The organism is Actinokineospora diospyrosa (assembly GCF_024171925.1).
Classification (GTDB): Bacteria; Actinomycetota; Actinomycetes; order Mycobacteriales; family Pseudonocardiaceae; genus Actinokineospora; species Actinokineospora diospyrosa.
This window is the reverse complement of sequence record NZ_JAMTCO010000004.1, coordinates 313,095-330,491: the sequence shown is the minus strand read 5'-3', so window position 1 is coordinate 330,491 and position 17,397 is coordinate 313,095. Positions and strand designations below refer to the sequence as shown.

The 17,397-nt window shown below is 67.0% G+C and carries 25 protein-coding genes; 10 read left to right on the top strand and 15 right to left on the bottom strand.

All coding sequences use genetic code 11. From position 1 onward, the window contains the following. Positions 1–159: 159 nt before the first annotated feature. Positions 160–489 carry a hypothetical protein gene (locus LV75_RS08670; RefSeq protein WP_253886279.1) on the bottom strand — a complete coding sequence of 110 codons (330 nt, stop codon included), beginning with the start codon at positions 487–489 and terminating at the stop codon, positions 160–162. A 195-nt stretch (positions 490–684) separates the two neighbouring features. On the opposite strand from LV75_RS08670, the gene LV75_RS08665 reads away from it, so the two are divergent. Both LV75_RS08665 and LV75_RS08660 read left to right on the top strand, forming a co-directional pair. Then, positions 685–1,314 (top strand): NucA/NucB deoxyribonuclease domain-containing protein, encoded by a 630-nt coding sequence (locus tag LV75_RS08665; protein ID WP_253886278.1) that lies wholly within the window; start codon positions 685–687, stop codon positions 1,312–1,314. Then, positions 1,302–1,862, top strand: a complete 561-nt coding sequence (locus LV75_RS08660; RefSeq protein ID WP_253886277.1) for a DUF6461 domain-containing protein — start codon at positions 1,302–1,304, stop codon at positions 1,860–1,862. The genes LV75_RS08665 and LV75_RS08660 overlap by 13 nt, the downstream gene beginning before the upstream one ends. Positions 1,863–2,035: 173 nt before the next feature. Here the strand turns inward: LV75_RS08660 and LV75_RS08655 are convergent, their stop codons facing one another. Beyond that, positions 2,036–2,257, bottom strand: coding sequence for a recombinase family protein (locus tag LV75_RS08655; protein WP_253886276.1), 222 nt, complete (start codon positions 2,255–2,257; stop codon positions 2,036–2,038). Then, the gene (locus tag LV75_RS08650; protein ID WP_253886275.1) at positions 2,257–2,610 is read right to left on the bottom strand and encodes a hypothetical protein; all 354 of its coding nucleotides are present in this window, start codon (positions 2,608–2,610) and stop codon (positions 2,257–2,259) included. Before LV75_RS08650 ends, LV75_RS08655 begins: the two co-directional genes overlap by 1 nt. A 114-nt stretch (positions 2,611–2,724) precedes the next feature. Between LV75_RS08650 and LV75_RS08645 the strand changes: the two genes are divergently transcribed. Beyond that, entirely contained in the window at positions 2,725–2,907 is a 183-nt protein-coding gene (locus LV75_RS08645) for a hypothetical protein (RefSeq protein WP_253886274.1), read from the top strand. A gap of 659 nt (positions 2,908–3,566) precedes the next feature. On the opposite strand, the gene LV75_RS08640 is transcribed toward LV75_RS08645, so the two are convergent. The 11 genes from LV75_RS08640 to LV75_RS08590 all read right to left on the bottom strand — a co-directional run bounded on the left by LV75_RS08640 (position 3,567) and on the right by LV75_RS08590 (position 9,092). Then, positions 3,567–3,956, bottom strand: coding sequence for a helix-turn-helix domain-containing protein (locus LV75_RS08640; RefSeq protein ID WP_308210901.1), 390 nt, complete (start codon positions 3,954–3,956; stop codon positions 3,567–3,569). A 26-nt stretch (positions 3,957–3,982) separates the two neighbouring features. After that, the gene (locus LV75_RS08635; RefSeq protein ID WP_253886272.1) at positions 3,983–4,441 is read right to left on the bottom strand and encodes a hypothetical protein; all 459 of its coding nucleotides are present in this window, start codon (positions 4,439–4,441) and stop codon (positions 3,983–3,985) included. Between the two features lies 1 nt (position 4,442). Next, the gene (locus LV75_RS08630; protein WP_253886271.1) at positions 4,443–4,784 is read right to left on the bottom strand and encodes a hypothetical protein; all 342 of its coding nucleotides are present in this window, start codon (positions 4,782–4,784) and stop codon (positions 4,443–4,445) included. A 108-nt stretch (positions 4,785–4,892) separates the two neighbouring features. After that, on the bottom strand, positions 4,893–5,138 hold the full coding sequence (locus LV75_RS08625) for a hypothetical protein (RefSeq protein ID WP_253886270.1): 246 nt from the start codon (positions 5,136–5,138) through the stop codon (positions 4,893–4,895). Between the two features lie 116 nt (positions 5,139–5,254). Further along, entirely contained in the window at positions 5,255–5,647 is a 393-nt protein-coding gene (locus tag LV75_RS08620; RefSeq protein ID WP_253886269.1) for a helix-turn-helix domain-containing protein, read from the bottom strand. After that, entirely contained in the window at positions 5,644–6,096 is a 453-nt protein-coding gene (locus tag LV75_RS08615; RefSeq protein WP_253886268.1) for a Scr1 family TA system antitoxin-like transcriptional regulator, read from the bottom strand. The genes LV75_RS08620 and LV75_RS08615 overlap by 4 nt, the downstream gene beginning before the upstream one ends. Then, positions 6,068–6,412, bottom strand: coding sequence for a helix-turn-helix domain-containing protein (locus tag LV75_RS08610; protein ID WP_253886267.1), 345 nt, complete (start codon positions 6,410–6,412; stop codon positions 6,068–6,070). Before LV75_RS08610 ends, LV75_RS08615 begins: the two co-directional genes overlap by 29 nt. Positions 6,413–6,431: 19 nt before the next feature. After that, positions 6,432–6,698, bottom strand: coding sequence for a hypothetical protein (locus LV75_RS08605; RefSeq protein ID WP_253886265.1), 267 nt, complete (start codon positions 6,696–6,698; stop codon positions 6,432–6,434). Continuing rightward, entirely contained in the window at positions 6,695–7,303 is a 609-nt protein-coding gene (locus tag LV75_RS08600; protein WP_253886264.1) for an AAA family ATPase, read from the bottom strand. Before LV75_RS08600 ends, LV75_RS08605 begins: the two co-directional genes overlap by 4 nt. After that, positions 7,300–7,902, bottom strand: a complete 603-nt coding sequence (locus tag LV75_RS08595) for a 3'-5' exonuclease (RefSeq protein ID WP_253886263.1) — start codon at positions 7,900–7,902, stop codon at positions 7,300–7,302. The genes LV75_RS08600 and LV75_RS08595 overlap by 4 nt, the downstream gene beginning before the upstream one ends. Further along, the gene (locus LV75_RS08590; protein WP_253886262.1) at positions 7,899–9,092 is read right to left on the bottom strand and encodes a radical SAM protein; all 1,194 of its coding nucleotides are present in this window, start codon (positions 9,090–9,092) and stop codon (positions 7,899–7,901) included. The genes LV75_RS08595 and LV75_RS08590 overlap by 4 nt, the downstream gene beginning before the upstream one ends. 149 nt (positions 9,093–9,241) lie before the next feature. Here LV75_RS08590 and LV75_RS08585 point away from each other — a divergent pair, with 149 nt between their 5' ends. From LV75_RS08585 to LV75_RS08565, 5 genes are read left to right on the top strand one after another with little or no spacing between them, the layout of a single operon-like run. Continuing rightward, on the top strand, positions 9,242–10,735 hold the full coding sequence (locus LV75_RS08585; protein ID WP_253886261.1) for a helix-turn-helix domain-containing protein: 1,494 nt from the start codon (positions 9,242–9,244) through the stop codon (positions 10,733–10,735). A 41-nt stretch (positions 10,736–10,776) separates the two neighbouring features. Continuing rightward, positions 10,777–11,778, top strand: a complete 1,002-nt coding sequence (locus LV75_RS35420) for an asparaginase (RefSeq protein ID WP_253886260.1) — start codon at positions 10,777–10,779, stop codon at positions 11,776–11,778. Then, on the top strand, positions 11,771–12,241 hold the full coding sequence (locus LV75_RS08575; protein ID WP_253886259.1) for a PPC domain-containing DNA-binding protein: 471 nt from the start codon (positions 11,771–11,773) through the stop codon (positions 12,239–12,241). Before LV75_RS35420 ends, LV75_RS08575 begins: the two co-directional genes overlap by 8 nt. A gap of 41 nt (positions 12,242–12,282) precedes the next feature. Continuing rightward, the gene (locus LV75_RS08570; protein WP_253886258.1) at positions 12,283–13,608 is read left to right on the top strand and encodes a helix-turn-helix domain-containing protein; all 1,326 of its coding nucleotides are present in this window, start codon (positions 12,283–12,285) and stop codon (positions 13,606–13,608) included. Positions 13,609–13,611: 3 nt separating this feature from the next. After that, on the top strand, positions 13,612–14,334 hold the full coding sequence (locus LV75_RS08565; RefSeq protein WP_308210900.1) for an MBL fold metallo-hydrolase: 723 nt from the start codon (positions 13,612–13,614) through the stop codon (positions 14,332–14,334). 566 nt (positions 14,335–14,900) lie between these two features. Here LV75_RS08565 and LV75_RS08560 read toward each other — a convergent pair. Next, positions 14,901–15,344: a prepilin peptidase gene (locus tag LV75_RS08560; RefSeq protein ID WP_253886256.1), complete on the bottom strand. Its 444-nt coding sequence runs from the start codon at positions 15,342–15,344 to the stop codon at positions 14,901–14,903. Positions 15,345–15,991: 647 nt separating this feature from the next. Between LV75_RS08560 and LV75_RS08555 the strand changes: the two genes are divergently transcribed. Together LV75_RS08555 and LV75_RS08550 are read left to right on the top strand one after the other, a co-directional pair. Next, entirely contained in the window at positions 15,992–16,366 is a 375-nt protein-coding gene (locus LV75_RS08555; RefSeq protein WP_253886255.1) for a hypothetical protein, read from the top strand. Beyond that, on the top strand, positions 16,360–17,370 hold the full coding sequence (locus LV75_RS08550; RefSeq protein ID WP_253886254.1) for a hypothetical protein: 1,011 nt from the start codon (positions 16,360–16,362) through the stop codon (positions 17,368–17,370). Before LV75_RS08555 ends, LV75_RS08550 begins: the two co-directional genes overlap by 7 nt. Positions 17,371–17,397 lie beyond the last annotated feature (27 nt).

The following is a 17,397-nucleotide window of genomic DNA, read 5'->3' as shown; positions in this document are numbered from 1 at the left end:
AGTGCCGTAGGGCGCGCTGGCGCGGGGTTTGTACGCCGATCATTACAACGGGCTGGTGACCAAGGGCGAGCCGGTGCTGAATGTCAACGGCGCTCGAATGTGGGTTCTGGCTACGGCCGTGCAGGGCATCGCCCTCCCACAAGGTGTACGGGCTGATGATCACGACTCGCCCGGTTCCTGTCGCCTTGCCACCCGGGGACGGCGGGCTGGATGGCCGTCGTAGAACCGCTCGTCCCGCTCGACCCGGTCCGGGTAACGGTGACCGCCGGTCCACCGCCACCCGGTGCCGGTACCGCCCGGCGTGGTGGCGCAAGCTGGGCAGTCGACTCGGAGTTTGCCGCCCGCGGCGCGCACGGTGCTGATGCCGGGAACGAGTGGGTGTCGCCCGCTCTTGCACCTGGTGGGCAGGATCGCGATCACCGCGCCCACGGGATCGAGCCGGTACCGCAGCACCCCGTCCGGCGGAGTGAGCGAGGAGGACGGTGTCATGCCCGGCAACCTACCATCTGTTCGCACACATGTTCGATTTGGACATCGTCTGACGTGCTGGTTCCCGACGGTGACCGCGCCGTCACGTCATCCCGTGAAGGAATCCTCCGTCCAAAGCTCTGTGTCGTCGCGTTGGTGATCTTGCTACACCTGTTCGTGTCCGTGTGATGACAGGTTGTAGCGTGAAGGAAACCGATGCCCCGCACCAAGTCCGGCGTGATCCTGCCCGTCCTGGCCGTCGCCGGGGCCGTGGCCTATTTCGGTCCGGAGGCGGTGATCGACACCGTGACCGGCGCCTTCGACAACCAGGACCCGGTGCTGATCGAGGACGAGGGCCACCAGCTCCTGGTGGGTGGTGACGGGGAGTCCAAGGCGCGGCAGTGCACCGTCACGGTCGCGTTGACCACGCGGCAGTGCGGGGACGCGAAGGTGGTGGTGATCGACGCGGCCAAGATGCCGTTCATCGCCCGCAACATCCACCTGGCCTGGGGCGAGGGCCAACCGTCGGTCCTGACCCGCAACTCCGCCAAGCAGGCCGCCAATCGGGCCGCGGCGTGTGGGCGGTTCGTGCCGAAGAACGGGGGGAGTTGCGACGAATATAGCTTCGCGACCACGGACGAAGGTGGTTCCGGCGCGCGCACGGAGGAGGTTCCGTTGCGGGAGCAGCGATGTCAGGGTGGGGCGATCAGCTCCGGGTACGCCAAGGCCAAGATCGGTCAGGGGGACAGTTTCCTGGTGGTCATCTCCAACCCGGCCCAGGTCGCCACGACCGGGTTCGCCGGGGCCGACGTTGCTGACGAGCAGGTGGAACAATGCGCGCTGTGACCCGCTACGCGTGGGCGGACACCGCCTTCGACCTGGCCTGGACCCTGGCCGTGACCACCGGCCGGACCGAGCGCGAGGTACTCGCCGTCTACGGAGTCCGCGACGACGCGCGGCCAACCGACGTGACGTTCGAGGCCGCGCTGGAGGAACGCAACGAGCACTTCGACGACTACGGCCTCCTGCAACTCAAGCGCCACGGCGAGCACTTGGTGGCGATCGAGCCCAACGGTTGGGTCGGCAACGCACCGGCCGTCGCCCAGCAGCTCGCCAGGCCCACCGGGTTGTTCGTGTCGGTGTATTGGAGCGCCAACGGCGACCACCAGATCGTCCAGGCGCGGGACGGGCAGCTCGTTGCCCGGTTCGACCCCACCTTCATCGGTCTCCCTGCCGGGGCCAACGACATGCTGCCCGGCTGGGTCGAGCCCGAGGACTTCCCCCTCGACCACCTCAAGTCCGCCAGCCTCGCTGCCCTGGAGCGGGTGACCGCGGTGGCGGTCGAGGAGTCCTGGTTGACCACGCCACTACCGACCTACCGTCTCCCGGCCTAGGGCCAGCCGCCTCACCCGTCCAACACCTGCTCGAGCATCTCCTCGTCATGCTGGACCCACCTCGGCCTGCTCGTCGCCGCGCAAGACTTTGACGACCGCCTCTGTCCGACGAATCAGGGCTGCCGGCTCGGCAGCCACCGTGGGGCGAGGCGGGAGGTGGGTGCAGTCCACCATCACCACCGCTGTCGCGTTCGGCATCGCCGCCGCGTCCCCAGCAGCCCGCGGAACCCGGGACGTTCCTCGGCGTCCAGTGGTGACCCCACATCCTGGAAGACCGCGCCCAACCGCCAGCCCTCGCGGGCGCACCACATCTCCATCGCCACCCGATGCTCCAGGACACCTGCGGGGTCCTCGGTCGCGGTGCGAATGTAGCCGTAGACCACCGGAGCTGCCATCACGGTGTCCACAGCGAACCGGAGGCAAGCACCAGCGACGGAGCGCCGGGTTCACCGGGAGCTGGTTGGTCCCGGATGTCGTGGACGATCTCCTGCAGGTCGCTGCTTTCCTTCATCCAGACCACTCCGCCGCCGTAGTTGTCGGCCAGCAGACGGTTCGCCAGAAAGTGCGTGCGGTCGAAGACGAAGATCGCGTCGGTGAACTGCGCGCGGCTGTAGCTCGCGGCCACGCCCACCAGTTCGTCGTTGTCGCCAAGCAGGTGAAAGTTCCACCCGGCTTCGCGGATGGACAACAGGTGGACAAGTTCGGGGAAACGACGCAAGGCGTCGTCTTGGGTGATGTGCATGGTCACGACGCTGGCGCTCCGCGTTCGGTCGGCTCCGGTGGGAGGCACCCCACGCCGGAGACACGCGCCGCCGGCACGGGTCGGGGTACCTACCAGCAACGTCATCCGGCGTGGGGCGCCGTGAACCGAGCTTCGCTGCCGATCACCGGTAGCGGAACAGCGACGAACACGCAGGCCACGACCATCCACGAACCCGGCCATCAACCAGCCGCCGACCCGGAGCTTTACCCTGATGCGAACGAGTACTACCCGTACCTGCCCGACACGTGGAGCAGGATCGCCGACGGAACGCTCGGCGCGTGATACGCGGGCCACCTCGTGTGTGGCGGTTCATCAGTTGAGTGTGTCGGCGGGTTGTTCGTGGTGGCCGGTGGGGGCGGGTTCGGCGATGGTGCGGATGATTCGGGCGTCGTGGGCGAATTGGGTGTGTTCGGCGAGGATGTCGTGTAGTGCGGTGTCGAGTCGGTCGAGGATGTCGGTGATCAGGTGGCGTAGGGCGGGTGGGATGTCGGCTCTGCGGGCTTCTGCAGCTCATCGCCACCGCGAGCACCTGCTGTTGATCGAGCTCAGCGGCTGGGCTGGCATGTCCCGGCCGTCGCCAGCGGCTCGCCGGGTTTCGTGTCGGTGTTCTAAGGTGCCGATGGCGGTCACTGGATGGGTTCGGGCCCGCGGTGGGCAGCTCGTTGCTCGGTTCGACCCCACCTGCATCGGACAACTCGCTGGGGCTAAGGGAATGCCGCCCGGCTAGGTGGAGCCCGAGGGTTTTCCCCTTGACCGCCTCAGTCCGCTGGCCTCGCTACGGTGGAGCGGGTACCCGCGGTGGCTTTCGAGGAGTCCTGGTTGACCACGCTACTGCCGAGGTACCGCCTCCAGGTTTAGGCCAGTCCAACACCTGGTCGAGCGTGTCCTCGTCGTGCTGGACCCGCTGCGGATTGTTCCGGGGCGGGTTCGTGCGGCGTCGATCAGTCGTCCGCAGGGGCATTGCCCTCTCCACCGTGCAGGATCTCGCGGGTACGGTGCAGGAGGATCGCGAGGTCTATCCGTATCTGGTGGAGGGTGTCGGCGAGGGCGTCCATCCGATGTTCGATGTCGTCTAGTCGTGTTACCACGGGGTCTTGGTTTTCGGGTTGGTCGTGGTGTGGTGGTTCGTTGCCCTCGTATATGGCGGTCAGGTGGTGGGGGTGCCAATCGAGCGCGGTGGAGAGGGCCTCGAGGGTTCGGGTGCTGCGTTTGCGTTGGATGGTGTTGTATTGCAGTTCTCGGATGACGGCTTGGGAGACTTTGGATCGGGTAGCGAGTTCTCGTTGGCGCCAGCCGAGTTCGCGGAGCCGGTGGTCGAGGGCGCGTGCCACCGCGTGCCATCCGGTGTGGGGTCGGTTCATCCGGTGGGTGTGTCGGCGGGCTGTTCGTGGTGGCCGGTGGGGACGGATTCGGCGATGGTGCGGATGATTCGGGCGTCGTGGGCGAGTTGGGCGTGTTCGGCGCGGATGTCGCGCAGTGCGGTGTCGAGTCGGTCCACGATGTCGGTGATCAGGTGGCGCAGGGCGGGTGGGATGTCGGCGTGGTGAAGTTCGCCGAGGGCGACGGGATGGGGTTTGGGGGTGGGGCGGGTGGCGAGTTCTCGGAGGTGATCGAGGTCGAGGCCGAGCGCCCGTGACAGGCGGGAAAGTGTGAGGCGGTGGCGGTTGGATTGCTTGGTGTTGCGGGCGAGTTCTTTGACGACGGTCAGGGACACGCGTGACCGGAGGGCGAGTTGTGGTTCTGTGATGCCGAGGTGGGTCATGCGGCGTTGGATGAGGGCGGCCACGTCGGCCCAGTTCCCGGTGTTGTGGGGCATGTCAGGGGGTCCAGAGCGTGGGGATTCGGGCGATGACGAGTCGGGGAGCTAGTGGGTGGTCGGGGGTGGGGAGGTCGGTGAGGTGCTGGATGGTGTCGGTGAGGGTGCCGTCTCGGTTCCAGACCAGGCCGCCGTCGTAGGTTGAGCGGGCGGCGGCGGTGTTGGTGCGGTGGTGGATGACCAGGAGGTCGATCCAGCCGTCGGGCCAGCGGCGGTATCCGTAGATCTGGGTGATGCCGTTGTCGTCGAGGACGGGGTGGAACTCCCAGTCGTGGTCGCGGATGTCGATCAGGTGCTGGAGTTCGGGGTAGGCGGCGACGGCCACCGTGTCCGGTGAGGGCATGGAGGGTCCTCCGACCTCGAGCGACGTGAATGGTGATACCACTGGGGCGGTGCGCACAGCCGCTTCCTCGCCCCGGTGGGCGGTGGGGCGAGGAAGCGGGTCGGCTGCCTATGCGGTGGTGGGTCCGTCCGCGGTGACCATGCCGCTCGACGACGCGGTGGTCGGGGTCTCGTTGATGGCTGTGGTGGCCAGGGTGAGGAACTGTCGTAGGGCGGTGTCGGTGAAGGTGAGCATGATGGCGCCGTCGACGCGGCCGCCGAGGGTGAACTCGATCTCGCCCGGGGCGCTGCTCTCGTAGGTCATGGAGCAGTCGGTGGAGAGCTTGGCGTAGATGTCGACGGTGGGGGTCTGCATGGGTGGTACCTCCTGTTTCTGTCGTGTGGCTGGTCCACGCGACGGTGGTGTCGGATGGTGGTCGATCTGGGGAAACTGTTGTGGTTGCGGGAGTATCGGATCGGTGCGCGCGGGTCCTAGCGCGTGGTGTTCCGTGTCCCGGGTTTCGGGGTCAGGAGGTAGAGGACTTTGGCCAAGCCGAGGCGTAGGTCCCTGATCGAGCTGTTGATGTCGGCGAGGCGTTGTTCGATGGCGGCGAGTGGTTCGGGTTGATCGGTGGGGACTCCGAGGGGGAGTGGGGTGTGTTCGTCGCGGAGGGCGGCGAGGTGGTGGGGGTGCAGGCCGAGGGTGGTGGAGAGTGCTTCGAGGGTGCGTGGGCTGCGTTTGCGTTGGACGGTGTTGAGTTGGAGTTCTCGGATGATGGCTTGGGAAATACCGGATCGGGCGGCGAGTTCGTGTTGTGTCCATTCGAGTTCGGCCAGTCGTTGGCTGATGCAGCGTCCGACGGCCGCCCAGTCACGCTCGTTCATGGGGGTGGGGTATGGGTGTTCACTTGGGCGGGCACGTGTTCTGCGGTGCTGTGGGGCTGCGGCTTTGTGGTGAGGTTGTCGAGGATGGTGAGGGACTCCTCCGCAGTGGCCGCACCCTGTTCGATCGCCTCGATGTGGTGACGGAAGCGTTCGATGTCGGTGGGGTGTTCGAGGTAGAGGACGGAGTCGGTGGCGGGGATCTTGACGACGGTGTGGCCGGTGTCGAGGGTGAGCACGTCGAACGGGTGGGTGATGTCGCCGACGCCCGTGATGCGGATGGTGATGTGGCTCGAGCGGGCGCAGCGGACGAGTCGCGCGATGAGGCGTGACGTCTCGGATGCGGTGGGGTCGAGTAGGTCCACTGCGGACTGTCCGATGAGGTACTGCCCTGCGACCACGGCGCCTGGTGGGTTTCCTGATTCAGGCAAGGTGAACGGGGTGAACGACATCGTCCGGGTCGTGTGGTCGTGGATGATGGCGTTGGTTTCCCGGTACCAGGGTGTGTAGTGGGCGCTGAGCCACCATTCGGTGTGCTCGATGTCGCGTGATCGCCACGAGGGCGCGCTGCAGCGGTCGTGTCGTGATCCCGGCGGTCCAGGCCAGGACCGCGAGGTCGCCGTCGGTGATCGTCCTCATGCCGTTGAGGAACCGGGACAGGGTGGCGCGGTCGATCTCGCTGGTTTGCGCGATCTGTCGTTGGGTGTGCCCGGACTCGGCGATGAGGTCCCGCAGCAGGTTGCCCACCACCAGGGTGCGCAGCGTCATGTTTCGGCTTGTCATGGACTCACGCACTGCGTTTCGTGGCTGGCCAGAGCACGGGGTGCAGGGCCACCGGCACGAGACTGCTCACGTCCACACCACACCCGGCGATGTGCTGCGCCGCTGCGAGGAAACGGCCGCACGGCCACTGGGCGTTGACACAGAACGGACACACCCCCGGCTCCTGCTCCGCCGGCAGGTGCGAACTCAGGTCATCGACCGCCCGCGCGACCTGCCCGAGCGGACAGTCGACGACCACGACGGTGGCCACGATGTCCCTCATGGTGCTCATGACCCCACTCCCGCACCGGCGAGCCGGGTGCCGGTGAACGCGACGACCCGCTCGAGGGCGGCCTGGTGACCGTGAGAGGGCAACAGTTCATGCGGTAGGTCGAGATCGTGTAGGACTTGGTTGACGTGCTGGTCGGCCAATGCGCGGAAGTCGAGGTTCGGGTCGCGTCGTTTGTTGACCCCCAACGGCAAACCAGGATCCAAGGTGGTCCGCAGCAGCAGGTCGTAGTGGGCGCTGTGCGAGCGGACCAGCGACTCCAGGGACGCGACCGTCGCCGCGTCCAGCTGTTCGCCGCGGTAGGCGAGGGCAGCGCGGTAGTAGCCCAGCGCGTCCGGGACGGCGCGGTCGACCAGCACGACGTCGGCGTGGAGCCAGGCTTCGAGTTCGTTGCTGATACCTCGGGTGATGAACCACAGGGTGGAGGCGTAGGTGTGGTTGAACAGGATCGGCAACCCGATCCTCTGAGCCTGCTCACCCAAATCCGAGACCGTGGCGACCTGGATGTCGTCACGGCGCAGCTCGTGCGCGAGCCGGGCGAGGAACGTGGACTTGCCGGTGGAATGCGTGCCCAGCACGCCGATCATGACCGGACGCTCGACACTCACCACAATCCCCCCTCGGCTGCGTCGAAGCCGGGCAATGCCGCGACACGCACCAGCACAGACCAGTCGTCGCAGTGCTCGGCCAACGTGGCCAGCAGACGCGCGGTCATCCACGCGTCAAACCCAGCGCGATGTCGCTGACCCGAAAGCTCCTCTGGGTCGATACCGGTGTGGACGATGAGGCGGTCCAGGCCATAGCCGTCCAGGCCGGGCCAGACATGCCTGGCCAGACGAAGAGTGTCGAGCACCAACGGCGGTGTCCAACCCGGAAGGTGCGCGGCCAGCACACGCTGCTCCACAGCGGCGTTGTGCGCGACGATCACCCGATCGGCCAGCACACCCGTGATCTCGTCGGCCACCTCTTGCCAGGTGGGACTGTCGGCGACATCGGCGTTGCTGATGCCGTGGACCTTGCGCGTCACCACCGAACTGATCGGCATCCTCGGCCGCACCAACCACGTCGCCACGCGCGACGGGTGCAATGGCTGATCTAGTGCGAGCACACCGATTTCGACGATCTCCGGTGGTTGGCCGCCGTTGCCCTCGACATCCACGACCGTGAGGCGTTGCCCGGCCAGCACGCGTGGAATGGGATGGGTCACGACTCCTCCTGCGTGTGAGAGGCCCAGCCGGTGTCGGCTCGGCCGTGCCTGCTTGGATGGTGCGGCTTGGCCACATCGTGGACCTGGAAGCCGAGCCCGTGTTGCATCCGATATCGGCGCTGCTCGTCCAACCCCTGTACTACGATCGCCCGATCGGTGATCTCCACCAACCTTCCGCCCAGGTCCTCCGCCAGCGCGGCCACCGGGCCTTCCGCGGGCCGCGTCCACGCGGTCGCGCAACGCTGCAACTGGGTGGCTGGGCAGATGTCGCACAGTTCGCGGATACCGAAGTGCCCGTTGTAATCCGCCACAATGTGCGCATAAGCCACCGCGCAGCTCGTCTTGCGGAACAACGGCGACCCATGCCCCCGCGCTCCCGCCGCCGCCAGGATCCGGCGTTCCAGGTCCTGCGGGAAGATCTTGCGCCGTGCCCCATCCTCGTAGGGCTCGGGCAGCCCGTGGGCCCGGTAGTAGTCGCGGATCTGGTCCTTGAAGAACAACCCCGTGAACACCGTCGCGTGCGCATATCGGCTCAGGTCGACCAGCGCCGTGGACAGGTGCTCGTCGGTGTCGTTGAGACCGGGCACGATCGGCCGCCAGTACAACACCACCCGATACCGATCCTCGTGCTCGAACGCGATCTTCAACGACGACGCGGCGATGGTCGAGTCGACTGGCTCGACCCTGTCGTCGTCGATGCCCGACCACGTGACCAACAACGTGACCTTGAGGTTTCGCAACGAATTGAGCACCGCACAGTCTTCCTCCGTGACCCTCCACCGGGTGATCACCAGCACGTGATTGGTCAACCCACGTTCGTCCAACAGCCGCAACGTGGCGAGGGTGTGCGGCTTGACCACCGGCAGCATCGGGTCCGTGGCCCGGTTGAAGATCTGCACCGGGGTGACGTGTGCCTGGAAGTGCGCGTGCCCCATCAGAAGGTCGACCGCGTCCTCGTCGGACATCAACGCGCGGGGGACTTTCATCGCGAAGTTGTCGAACAAGTGCCGCACGCAATACCCACAATCCAGCGGGCACCCCACAACGTGGTTCAGGCTCAACCCGCTCTTGCGGTACTCGATCACCTCCAACAACTCCGGCCGCAAGCCCGCTCGTTGCTTGTCGCTGAGGATGGGCAGGTGCTTACGACCAGTCGTCACGTGCCCGGCTGCTTCAGTGGAGATCGTCATTCGGGGCCTCCCGTCCATGGACAAAGACCGTTGGGCTGGTTGCCATATGACCAGGGAGCCCTATGCTCACGTAACGGGGCAAACCCATGACAGCGCGTCGCGAACCGCTGTTGCCCCCACCTCAATCTCTGTCTGCTCTGGAGTCCGCAATGACTGATGACCGCACTGGCGAAGCGGGGCAGGACCAGGACGCGGAACCTTCCGTTGTCCTGCTGGCCGAGGAGATTCGGCGCTTGCGCAAGGCCGCGGATCTTAGCCACGCGCAGTTGGCAACCATGGTCGGTTACTCGCGCCAGTACGTATCGTTGGCCGAAAGGCCACGCAAAGGTCTCCCATCCGCGGACCTCGTACGTGCACTCGACGGCGCACTTGCCGCAGGCGGCTCCTTGATGGAGCTGCGGGAGCGCGCCGAGCTGGCCCGGCAGGCTCGACGCGGCCGCAGCTCGGTGACCGCGTTGGCCCCTGTCATGGCGACCGTGCATCGAGCCGGCACTGGAGCACCGCAGGTCGGTCGCGGACCTGATGACGAGGTAGCGGTCCAAGCACCCGCCGGGCGGTTCTTCGCCGGAACGACCATTCCCGCTGTGGCGTTCCCGGTGAGTGTGGACGCCCGGGTCTTGGCCGCTGTACCGCAAGGGTTCGCCGACGGCCCGTTTGTGCGTCGCCCCCGCCGCGGCCTTGTCATCGGTGTCGGACCGGATGAGCAGGCTCCTGTCCTCTACGGCCTCGACACCCGACAAGCCCGTCGCCGTCTTGCCGGAGCACCCGAGCAGGCGCGCCTGCTCATGACCAGGGCCTACGCGCTGGACGACCTCACTCTCGGTGTGCTGTGGGCCATCGCCAACATCGAGGAAGCCCTCCTGGACGACGACGCGCTACTGGAAGACAGCAGGGGGCAAATCGCCATCTACGCGGATTTGCCCCGCTCCGCCGTCGGCAAGGAAATCGCCCACGATCTGGGCCCCGTGTCGCGCATGTGGCTGGGCTCCCACTTCTGCGCCAGCCACATCCTGCGCCACACCGACTCGCTTACCGGCACCCCGGCGTTCTGGACACGGGAACAGCGCGGAGAGGAGGCCAGCACCTGGCTGCTGTTCGCACATAAGTACTCCTACCTGCGAGAATCCCGGGCGGCTGGTGGTGAGCGTCCCACTCGGGTGTTCTGCATCCCGCCCGACACTGTCAAGGACTCCGACCCCGCCGAACGCATCTTGCTCCTGCTCGCCGCCGCGCTGATGGAGTCCTTCGGCATCACGGTCGCTGTCACCACCGCCGCCGAGTACACCGCCTTGCCTGGGTTTGTCTTCGACGGCCACCGCAACGCCATCGTCGCCAACTGGGTCGGCGCCGACGGCGTCTGGCAGGTCGATGTCACCGACACCGTGGCCCTGGTCCGTGAGTTCGCCGACGCCACCGGCTACGCCCAGGCCCACTCCGTCCTGGGCGCCGAAACCCCAGGTCAACGACTACGTGCCCTCGCCGACTACCTCGCCCTCGACTGGACCTGGCTCGCCCGCCGATGCGCCGAGATCGGCGAGTACGGCATCAGTGGACTCGCCGCCCCACGCAGCCGCCTGGTGTCCACCGAAGGCGTCGATCAGGCTTGCCGCTTCGTGGCGACCGTCGCCCAGGTCGCCAGCTAGGCTGCCGACGATCTCCAGCCCGGACGAGCAGAAGGTGACCCGTGCCTGACATCGCCTCCGTGCCTCACGTGGTCGTCTTCGGCCTCGGCGGCACCATCGCCATGACCTCCACCCCGAGCGGCGGTGTCGTTCCCGCGCTCTCAGCGGAGCAACTCGTGGCAGCGGTACCGGGCCTCGCCGAGACCGGGATTCATGTCGAGGTGGTCGACTTCCGACGCGTGCCGGGGGCCTCACTGTCATTCGACGACCTCGACGAGCTGGCCGCCGCGATCGACAAGCACCTGTCCGCAGGCGCAGACGGCGTGGTGGTCACGCAGGGCACCGACACCATTGAGGAGACCGCGTTCTTCCTCGACCTCGCGCACACTTGCCCGGAACCGGTCGTGGTCACCGGCGCGATGCGCAACCCCTCCATGGCAGGTGCCGACGGGCCCGCGAACCTGCTCGCCGCGATCCAGACCGCCGCCAGCGCCGCCACCAGAGGTCTGGGTGCGGTGGTGGTATTCGCCGACGAGATCCACGCCGCCGCTCGCGTGCGCAAGACGCACTCCACCAGCGGCCACACCTTCGTCTCCGCCAACGGCGGTCCGCTCGGCTACCTCGTCGAAGGCCAACCCCAGATCCTCAACCGACCGACCAGTCGCGTCACAGTCCAGGGCACGCCTGACCATCCAATCGAGGTCGGCCTGGTCACCATCACCCTCGGCGACACCGGGACCCTGCTCCGCGCCACCGCCAACCACTTCGACGCCTTGGTCGTCGCCGGTTTCGGAGTCGGCCATGTACCCGTCGGCGTCGTCGAGATCCTGACCGAACTGGCTGCCGCCAAGCCTGTTGTGCTGGCTTCCCGCACTGGTGCCGGATCAGTGCTTGCCCGCACTTACGCCTTCCCCGGTTCCGAATCCGACCTGCTGGCCCGCGGCCTCATCCCCGCGGGGTTCCTTGATCCGCTCAAGGCTCGGATCCTGCTGCATCGCCTGCTGGCCACCGGCCAAGACCACGACACCATCCGTGCCGTCTTCACCGGGAGCGGGAATGCGTAGCCACGAACTCGCCCTCGGCCGCAGCTTCGCCGTCACCTTCGACCACGGCGACGACTTCTTCGAAGCCCTCGACCAGTTCTGCCGCGACAACAACCTCCGCCAGGGCTACATCCCCGGCTTCATCGCCGGCTTCGCCGACGCCCAGATCGTCGGCACCTGCGACAAACTCGACGACCCGCAAGCCCCAGTGTGGAGCCAAGTCCACCTCACCAACGCCGAAGCGTTCGGCGGCGGCACCCTCGCCTGGGACCCAGTCGAAGACCGCGTGGCGCCCCACATCCATGTGTCGGTGGGCCTCAAAGAACACAGCGCCACCGCCCACACCAGCCACCTACTCGGCGCCCGAGTCCAGTTCCTCACCGAGATGCTCGTCTTCGAGGTCGTCTCCCCGACGATGCACCGCGTCCGCCAGCCCGACCTCTACAACGTTCCTCTCCTGCGTCTGGGCGACGAGACCCACTGAGCGCGCTGGCGGGGCAACTGGGCGTCCGTATGCTGCCAGGCGTGGACAGCGTCGAGAACGCCGAACCCGACCCGACTGCATCGCAGGCCGACCCGGCCATCGCGCGCTTGACGGAGGAGATCCGGGCCCGGCGCCGCGCGGCGGGGCTCAGCCACGCCCAGGTGGCGGCGCGGATCGGATACTCCCGCCAGTATGTGTCGCTCGCTGAGCGCGCCGGTCGAGGGCTGCCTTCCGCGGATCTGATCCGGGCGCTGGACCGGGCGCTGGACGGGGCAGGTGCGCTCGTCGAGTTGCACCAGGCGGCGGCTCTGAGCCGATCCCGGCAGCGGCAAGCCTGGCAGGCCCCCACCGGGAATATGTTGGTCCCGGTGGAGCTTCCGAGCACGACCCCAGAGGCCGTGGTCCGTGCGGATGCTGCGGAGTCCGTGGCGTTCGCGCGCCGTCACGGGGGACACGGGTTGCACGAGGCGGTGTTGGAACAGTTCGAGGCCGAGGTGCTCCGCTTGGCCGAGGAGTTTCTTGAGGAACCGGCCTCGATTGTCGTGCGGCGGTGTCGGGACGTTCGGGACGAGTTGTTCCGGTTGCTTGATCAGCCGAGGTGGCCGCAGCAAGCCCGCACGCTCCACGCCTTGGCCGCCCGTACTTGCGGGTATCTGACTGTTGCCGCCAGCGATTTCTTCGGCCAGAACGCCGCCGCCGAGGACCATGCCCGCACCGCGTGGCAGCTGGCGGAGTTGGCGGATCAGGACGAGTTGCGGTCGTGGATCCGCAGTGTGCAGTCCGCCATCGCGTTCTGGGCGGGCCAGTGGCAGATCGCCGATGCCCTTGCTGCCGAAGCGCTTACGCTGGCGACGACCCGGTCCGGTGCGTCACGTGCGATCGTCATGCGCGCCCGTGCCCTGGCTCGTCTCGGCGACATCACCGCCCTGCGCGCGACCGCCGGCATCAAGGTCCCGGAGCAAATGCACGCCGGGGAGACCGGGATCGTGCTGTTCACCGATATGAACCGCCAACGGTGCCTCGGCGGCGCCTACCTCATGATCGGCGAGCACGGCAACGCCCGAACCCACCTAGAACAGGCCCTGGACGGCTACGAACAGGACCGGGCCTTCGACTACGCCGTCATCGCCGCAACCCGCCTCGACCTCGCCTCGACTCACCTCGCGCGCAGGGACCTGCACGCCGCGATCGAGGTTACGAAACCTGTGCTCGGTATGCCCGACGCTCGTCGCCTCGAAGGCGCCCTGCGCAGGCTCCGCGACCTGCGCGCCACCCTGGCCACCGATCCACACCGTGACGACCCGACCGCGCGGGCCTGGGCCGACCAACTCGAGAACTTCGCCGCCACCACCGTCCTTGTGGGCTGACCGGTGGAACTCCTCGTGCTGGGATGTGTCACTCCCTACCCACGACCGGGCCAGCCGTGTTCTGGGTACCTGGTCAGTGAGGGCGACACCCATATCGTGCTCGATTGCGGTTCCGGAACCTTCGCCGCCCTGCAGGAACACCTGTCGCCCGCACAGGTCACCGCGTTGTGGATCTCGCACCTGCACCCCGACCACAGCGCCGACCTGCTGGCCTGGTCCAACTGGGCACTCAACACACCCCACGCACCCCGCATCCAGGTCTACGGCCCACCCGGATGGGCCCAACGCCTCAACCACATGCTCTCCGGCACCCCCGACACGACCCTCGTCGACAGCATCTTCGACACCCATGAACTACACGACCACCACACCACCACACACGGAAACCTCACCCTCACCACCCGCGCCGTCCAACACTCCATCCCCGCCTACGGTGTCCGCATCCACAACGCCACGACCCACCTCGCCTACTCCGGCGACACCGGACCCTGCGACGCCCTCATCGACCTCGCACAACACACAGACTTCTTCATCTGCGAAGCCGGAACCACCACCCCCAGCCCCCACCACACCACCCCCGACCAAGCCACACACACAGCCCTCACCGCCGGAGCCCACCACCTACTACTCACCCATCTCGCCCCCACCCTCAACCCCACCACCACACAACCAACCGCGATCCCGACCACGATCGCGTCCGCCGGTTGGCGGTGGACTTCACCGTGAACGTGAACAGGGGCTTAGCGACTGAATCTGCGCAGGGCCGAGAACGGGACTACTTGGTCGATCAGACGAACCACATCGGACCGGTTGTCCGCGTAGCGAATCTCGTAGTTGACCACGCCTAGCCAGGTGCCGTGCAGGCCGCGGAAGCGACCATGGAGCCGACCGGGTACGCGACCTGTCAGGTCCAAGCCCGTTTCAACCACACACCGTTCGGCGGCGGAGACCTGGGGAAACAGATGATCAAGGTCAACTCGAACCTGGGTGAGTATCGGACTCCGTCCGTGGAGGTCATCGCCCTGCCAATGGGTGTACGGGCTTTCCAACACCATCTGCTCGCCTGCCACTCGGATACTCAGTGCGGTCGGTCACTCTGTGTGCGCGGGTGTGTTACCGCAGAAGCGCAATGATTAGGTCTCGGGCGACTGAACGGCGCACCTCAGAGCCTTTCTCATGTGAGGACCGTACCTCATCATCGAACCTACGTTCGAATCAAGAGGGAAGATTTGGCTACTGTCGGTGATGGCTGTTTGTGAAGACGCGAAGTGGTAAGCCGGTGTTGCGGCCAGTCAGCTCGTGTTGAGAACGATCAACGCGACTATGGCTCCGATGCCTAGGTGGGGGCCGAGCGGGGTTGGCGCTGTGCGGTCAATGTGTCGGGTTGCGCGGAGGGTGAATCTGGCTGTCGCGGCCAGCAGCCAGCCGAGGAGGGTGCCGGTCAGGATGGTTGTCCAGCCGTACCAACCGAGTGTGAGTCCTAAGAGTCCTGCGAGCTTGACGTCGCCTGCGCCGAGGCCGCTCGTGGTGAGCGCGAGGGTCAGATAGGCCGCGGCGAGGGTCACCATGCCGGTCAGGGACATGGCGAGGTTGGCGTAGCGGGAGTCGAGGATGGCTACTGCTGTTAGGCCTGCGCCGAGGATGGGATAGCTCGGCAGGATGATCGCGCTTGGCAGCCGGTGTTCCGCTAGGTCCACGGCGGCGAGGGCGACGAGTATCGCGGCGAGATAGCTCAAAGGCGGCACAAGGTGGGGTTGGTCTATCCGCCACGCCAACAGGACGAACGTGCCGCCGGTCAGTGCGGCCGACGTCGTCCAGGCTCGCCACCCGAATGATCTTGAGCTCAGCAGGCTTCGTGTCACGGCGCCGAACGCGCCGCCGCTTGCGATGCCGATCAGGCCCCACAGAGCGATCAATTCCGTGTAAGTCAATGGCTTTCGCCCCTGTCACTCGTTGTGGCGACTTTCGGCTCGATACGGCCAGTCGGTCGCCCTGTGTAACACGCACGGGAATTGCAAGGCCCATTGACCGTAGGCCAATCGAGTGAACTGGTGTGAGGGTGGAGCATCCCGACTTCAAAGTCAGCACATTCCGACTTTCCCGTCGGCCGGGGGCTGGGGTGTAAACCTATGGAGTCGCAGAAGGCAAGACGGCAAAGAAGAGGGGAGCGTCCATGTCGGCGCGGATCGCTCGATCGTGGCGCAACAGCCCGATCGTCAGTGTGCTTGCCTTCGCAACCTTGGTCGCGTGCAGCCCGCAGAGTTCCACGGGACCTGCCTCTAGGGCAATCAGTCCGGCGACGACCTCTCTGGCGACGAGCACAAGCAGTGCCTCGTTGTCGCTTGAGACTGCTAGTGAGGCCGCACTAGATGCATATCGGGGGATGTGGGCGGACTTCGTGGAGGCAGGACACACTTCGGACTGGCGGTCGGCGAAGCTGGGGCAGCATGCGACGGGGGTCGCGTTGACGAACCTGTCGCGGGGCTTGTACGCCGATCACTACAACGGCCTCGTGACCAAGGGCGAGCCGGTGCTCAATCCGACCGTGTCGTCGGCCGAGCCCGCGGCGGAGCCGAAAAAGATCATTGTCTCCGACTGTGGTGATTCGACGAACTGGTTGAAATACCGGGCCGACACCGGGGAACTCGCGGACAAGGATCCTGGCGGACGGCACGCGATCAATGCGATCGCCGAGAAACAGTCCGACGGCTCATGGAAGATCTCTGACTATGGCGTTCACGAGGTGGGGACATGCTGACCAGGACGCGCTTATCGATCATCGCCGGCGTCGCGGCGCTCGCCTTTGTCGGGACTGGTTTGCCCGCGCTGGCGGACACCGGCTGGGGAAGCACTGACTGTGGGCAGATCCCGACCCCGGCGTGTGAGCTGGAGGCGGGCAGCAACGGCGGCGGTGGGTCGCCGGGTGGGTCGTCCGGGCACGGCGGTTCCCCGCAGCGGCCGGGTGGGGGTGCGGGTGGTGGTGGTCAGGGCGGGTCGGGCGACACCAGCAGCGGCAGCGGGAACAGCGTGGCCGAGTGCAGGTACGTGCGCAGCGACTTCCAGCCTCCGGCCGGGGGCGTGATCAGCACGGCCTACCGCCCTTCCACCGCGCCCGGCGGAGTCGTCCAGGCCGCGATGGTCCGCCCTGCCGTGGCGCGGGCCGCGCAGCAGGGCGAGGGCGCCTGGTACATGTGGACGTGCGACGGCGAGGGTGTGGCGCATGGGTTGTATCGGCCGCCGGTGTGGATGGCCGACGGCCAGGCGCCGGGCGAGGCGTTGCTGCCGTCCCCCGCCGAGCTGTCGCGGGTCGCGCGCCGGCAGCTGCGGCTGCCCTCGCCCGCGATCGCGGCGAGCCCCGCGGCGGACCAGTTGGTGAACCTGCCGACGTGGATGTGGCTGACCGGCAGCTGGAGGCCGGTGTCGGCCACGGCGTCGGTGCCGGGGGTCTCGGTGACCGCGGTCGCGACCCCGACCTCGGTGTCCTGGGTGATGGGCGACGGCACCACCGTCACCTGCAGCGGCCCCGGCACGCCCTACCAGGCGGGAGCCGACCCGACCGCCGCCTCACCGACGTGCGGTCACGTCTACCGACGCTCGTCCACGAGCCTGCCGGGGCAGGCATACGCGGTGTCGGCGACGGTGCACTGGCGAATCTCCTGGTCCGGTGCGGGCCAGGGCGGGACGTTCCCCGACATGACCACGACCGGGACCGCGGCGTTCCGGGTGGCCGAGTCGCAGGTCCTCAACAACGGCGGCGGCTGACCACCACCGCCTGACCCACCGCACACA

Bases quoted from the DNA above. Each gene is read 5' to 3' on its own strand.
- LV75_RS08590 (WP_253886262.1), bottom strand. From the start codon at position 9,092: ATGACGATCTCCACTGAAGCAGCCGGGCACGTGACGACTGGTCGTAAG.
- LV75_RS08665 (WP_253886278.1), top strand. From the start codon at position 685: ATGCCCCGCACCAAGTCCGGCGTGATCCTGCCCGTCCTGGCCGTCGCC.
- LV75_RS08620 (WP_253886269.1), bottom strand. From the start codon at position 5,647: ATGAACGAGCGTGACTGGGCGGCCGTCGGACGCTGCATCAGCCAACGA.
- LV75_RS08635 (WP_253886272.1), bottom strand. From the start codon at position 4,441: ATGCCCCACAACACCGGGAACTGGGCCGACGTGGCCGCCCTCATCCAA.
- LV75_RS08605 (WP_253886265.1), bottom strand. From the start codon at position 6,698: ATGAGCACCATGAGGGACATCGTGGCCACCGTCGTGGTCGTCGACTGT.
- LV75_RS08615 (WP_253886268.1), bottom strand. From the start codon at position 6,096: ATGTCGTTCACCCCGTTCACCTTGCCTGAATCAGGAAACCCACCAGGC.
- LV75_RS08655 (WP_253886276.1), bottom strand. From the start codon at position 2,257: ATGGCAGCTCCGGTGGTCTACGGCTACATTCGCACCGCGACCGAGGAC.
- LV75_RS08610 (WP_253886267.1), bottom strand. From the start codon at position 6,412: ATGACGCTGCGCACCCTGGTGGTGGGCAACCTGCTGCGGGACCTCATC.
- LV75_RS08630 (WP_253886271.1), bottom strand. From the start codon at position 4,784: ATGCCCTCACCGGACACGGTGGCCGTCGCCGCCTACCCCGAACTCCAG.
- LV75_RS08575 (WP_253886259.1), top strand. From the start codon at position 11,771: ATGCGTAGCCACGAACTCGCCCTCGGCCGCAGCTTCGCCGTCACCTTC.
- LV75_RS08660 (WP_253886277.1), top strand. From the start codon at position 1,302: ATGCGCGCTGTGACCCGCTACGCGTGGGCGGACACCGCCTTCGACCTG.
- LV75_RS08670 (WP_253886279.1), bottom strand. From the start codon at position 489: ATGACACCGTCCTCCTCGCTCACTCCGCCGGACGGGGTGCTGCGGTAC.
- LV75_RS08555 (WP_253886255.1), top strand. From the start codon at position 15,992: ATGTGGGCGGACTTCGTGGAGGCAGGACACACTTCGGACTGGCGGTCG.
- LV75_RS08550 (WP_253886254.1), top strand. From the start codon at position 16,360: ATGCTGACCAGGACGCGCTTATCGATCATCGCCGGCGTCGCGGCGCTC.
- LV75_RS08585 (WP_253886261.1), top strand. From the start codon at position 9,242: ATGACTGATGACCGCACTGGCGAAGCGGGGCAGGACCAGGACGCGGAA.
- LV75_RS08625 (WP_253886270.1), bottom strand. From the start codon at position 5,138: ATGCAGACCCCCACCGTCGACATCTACGCCAAGCTCTCCACCGACTGC.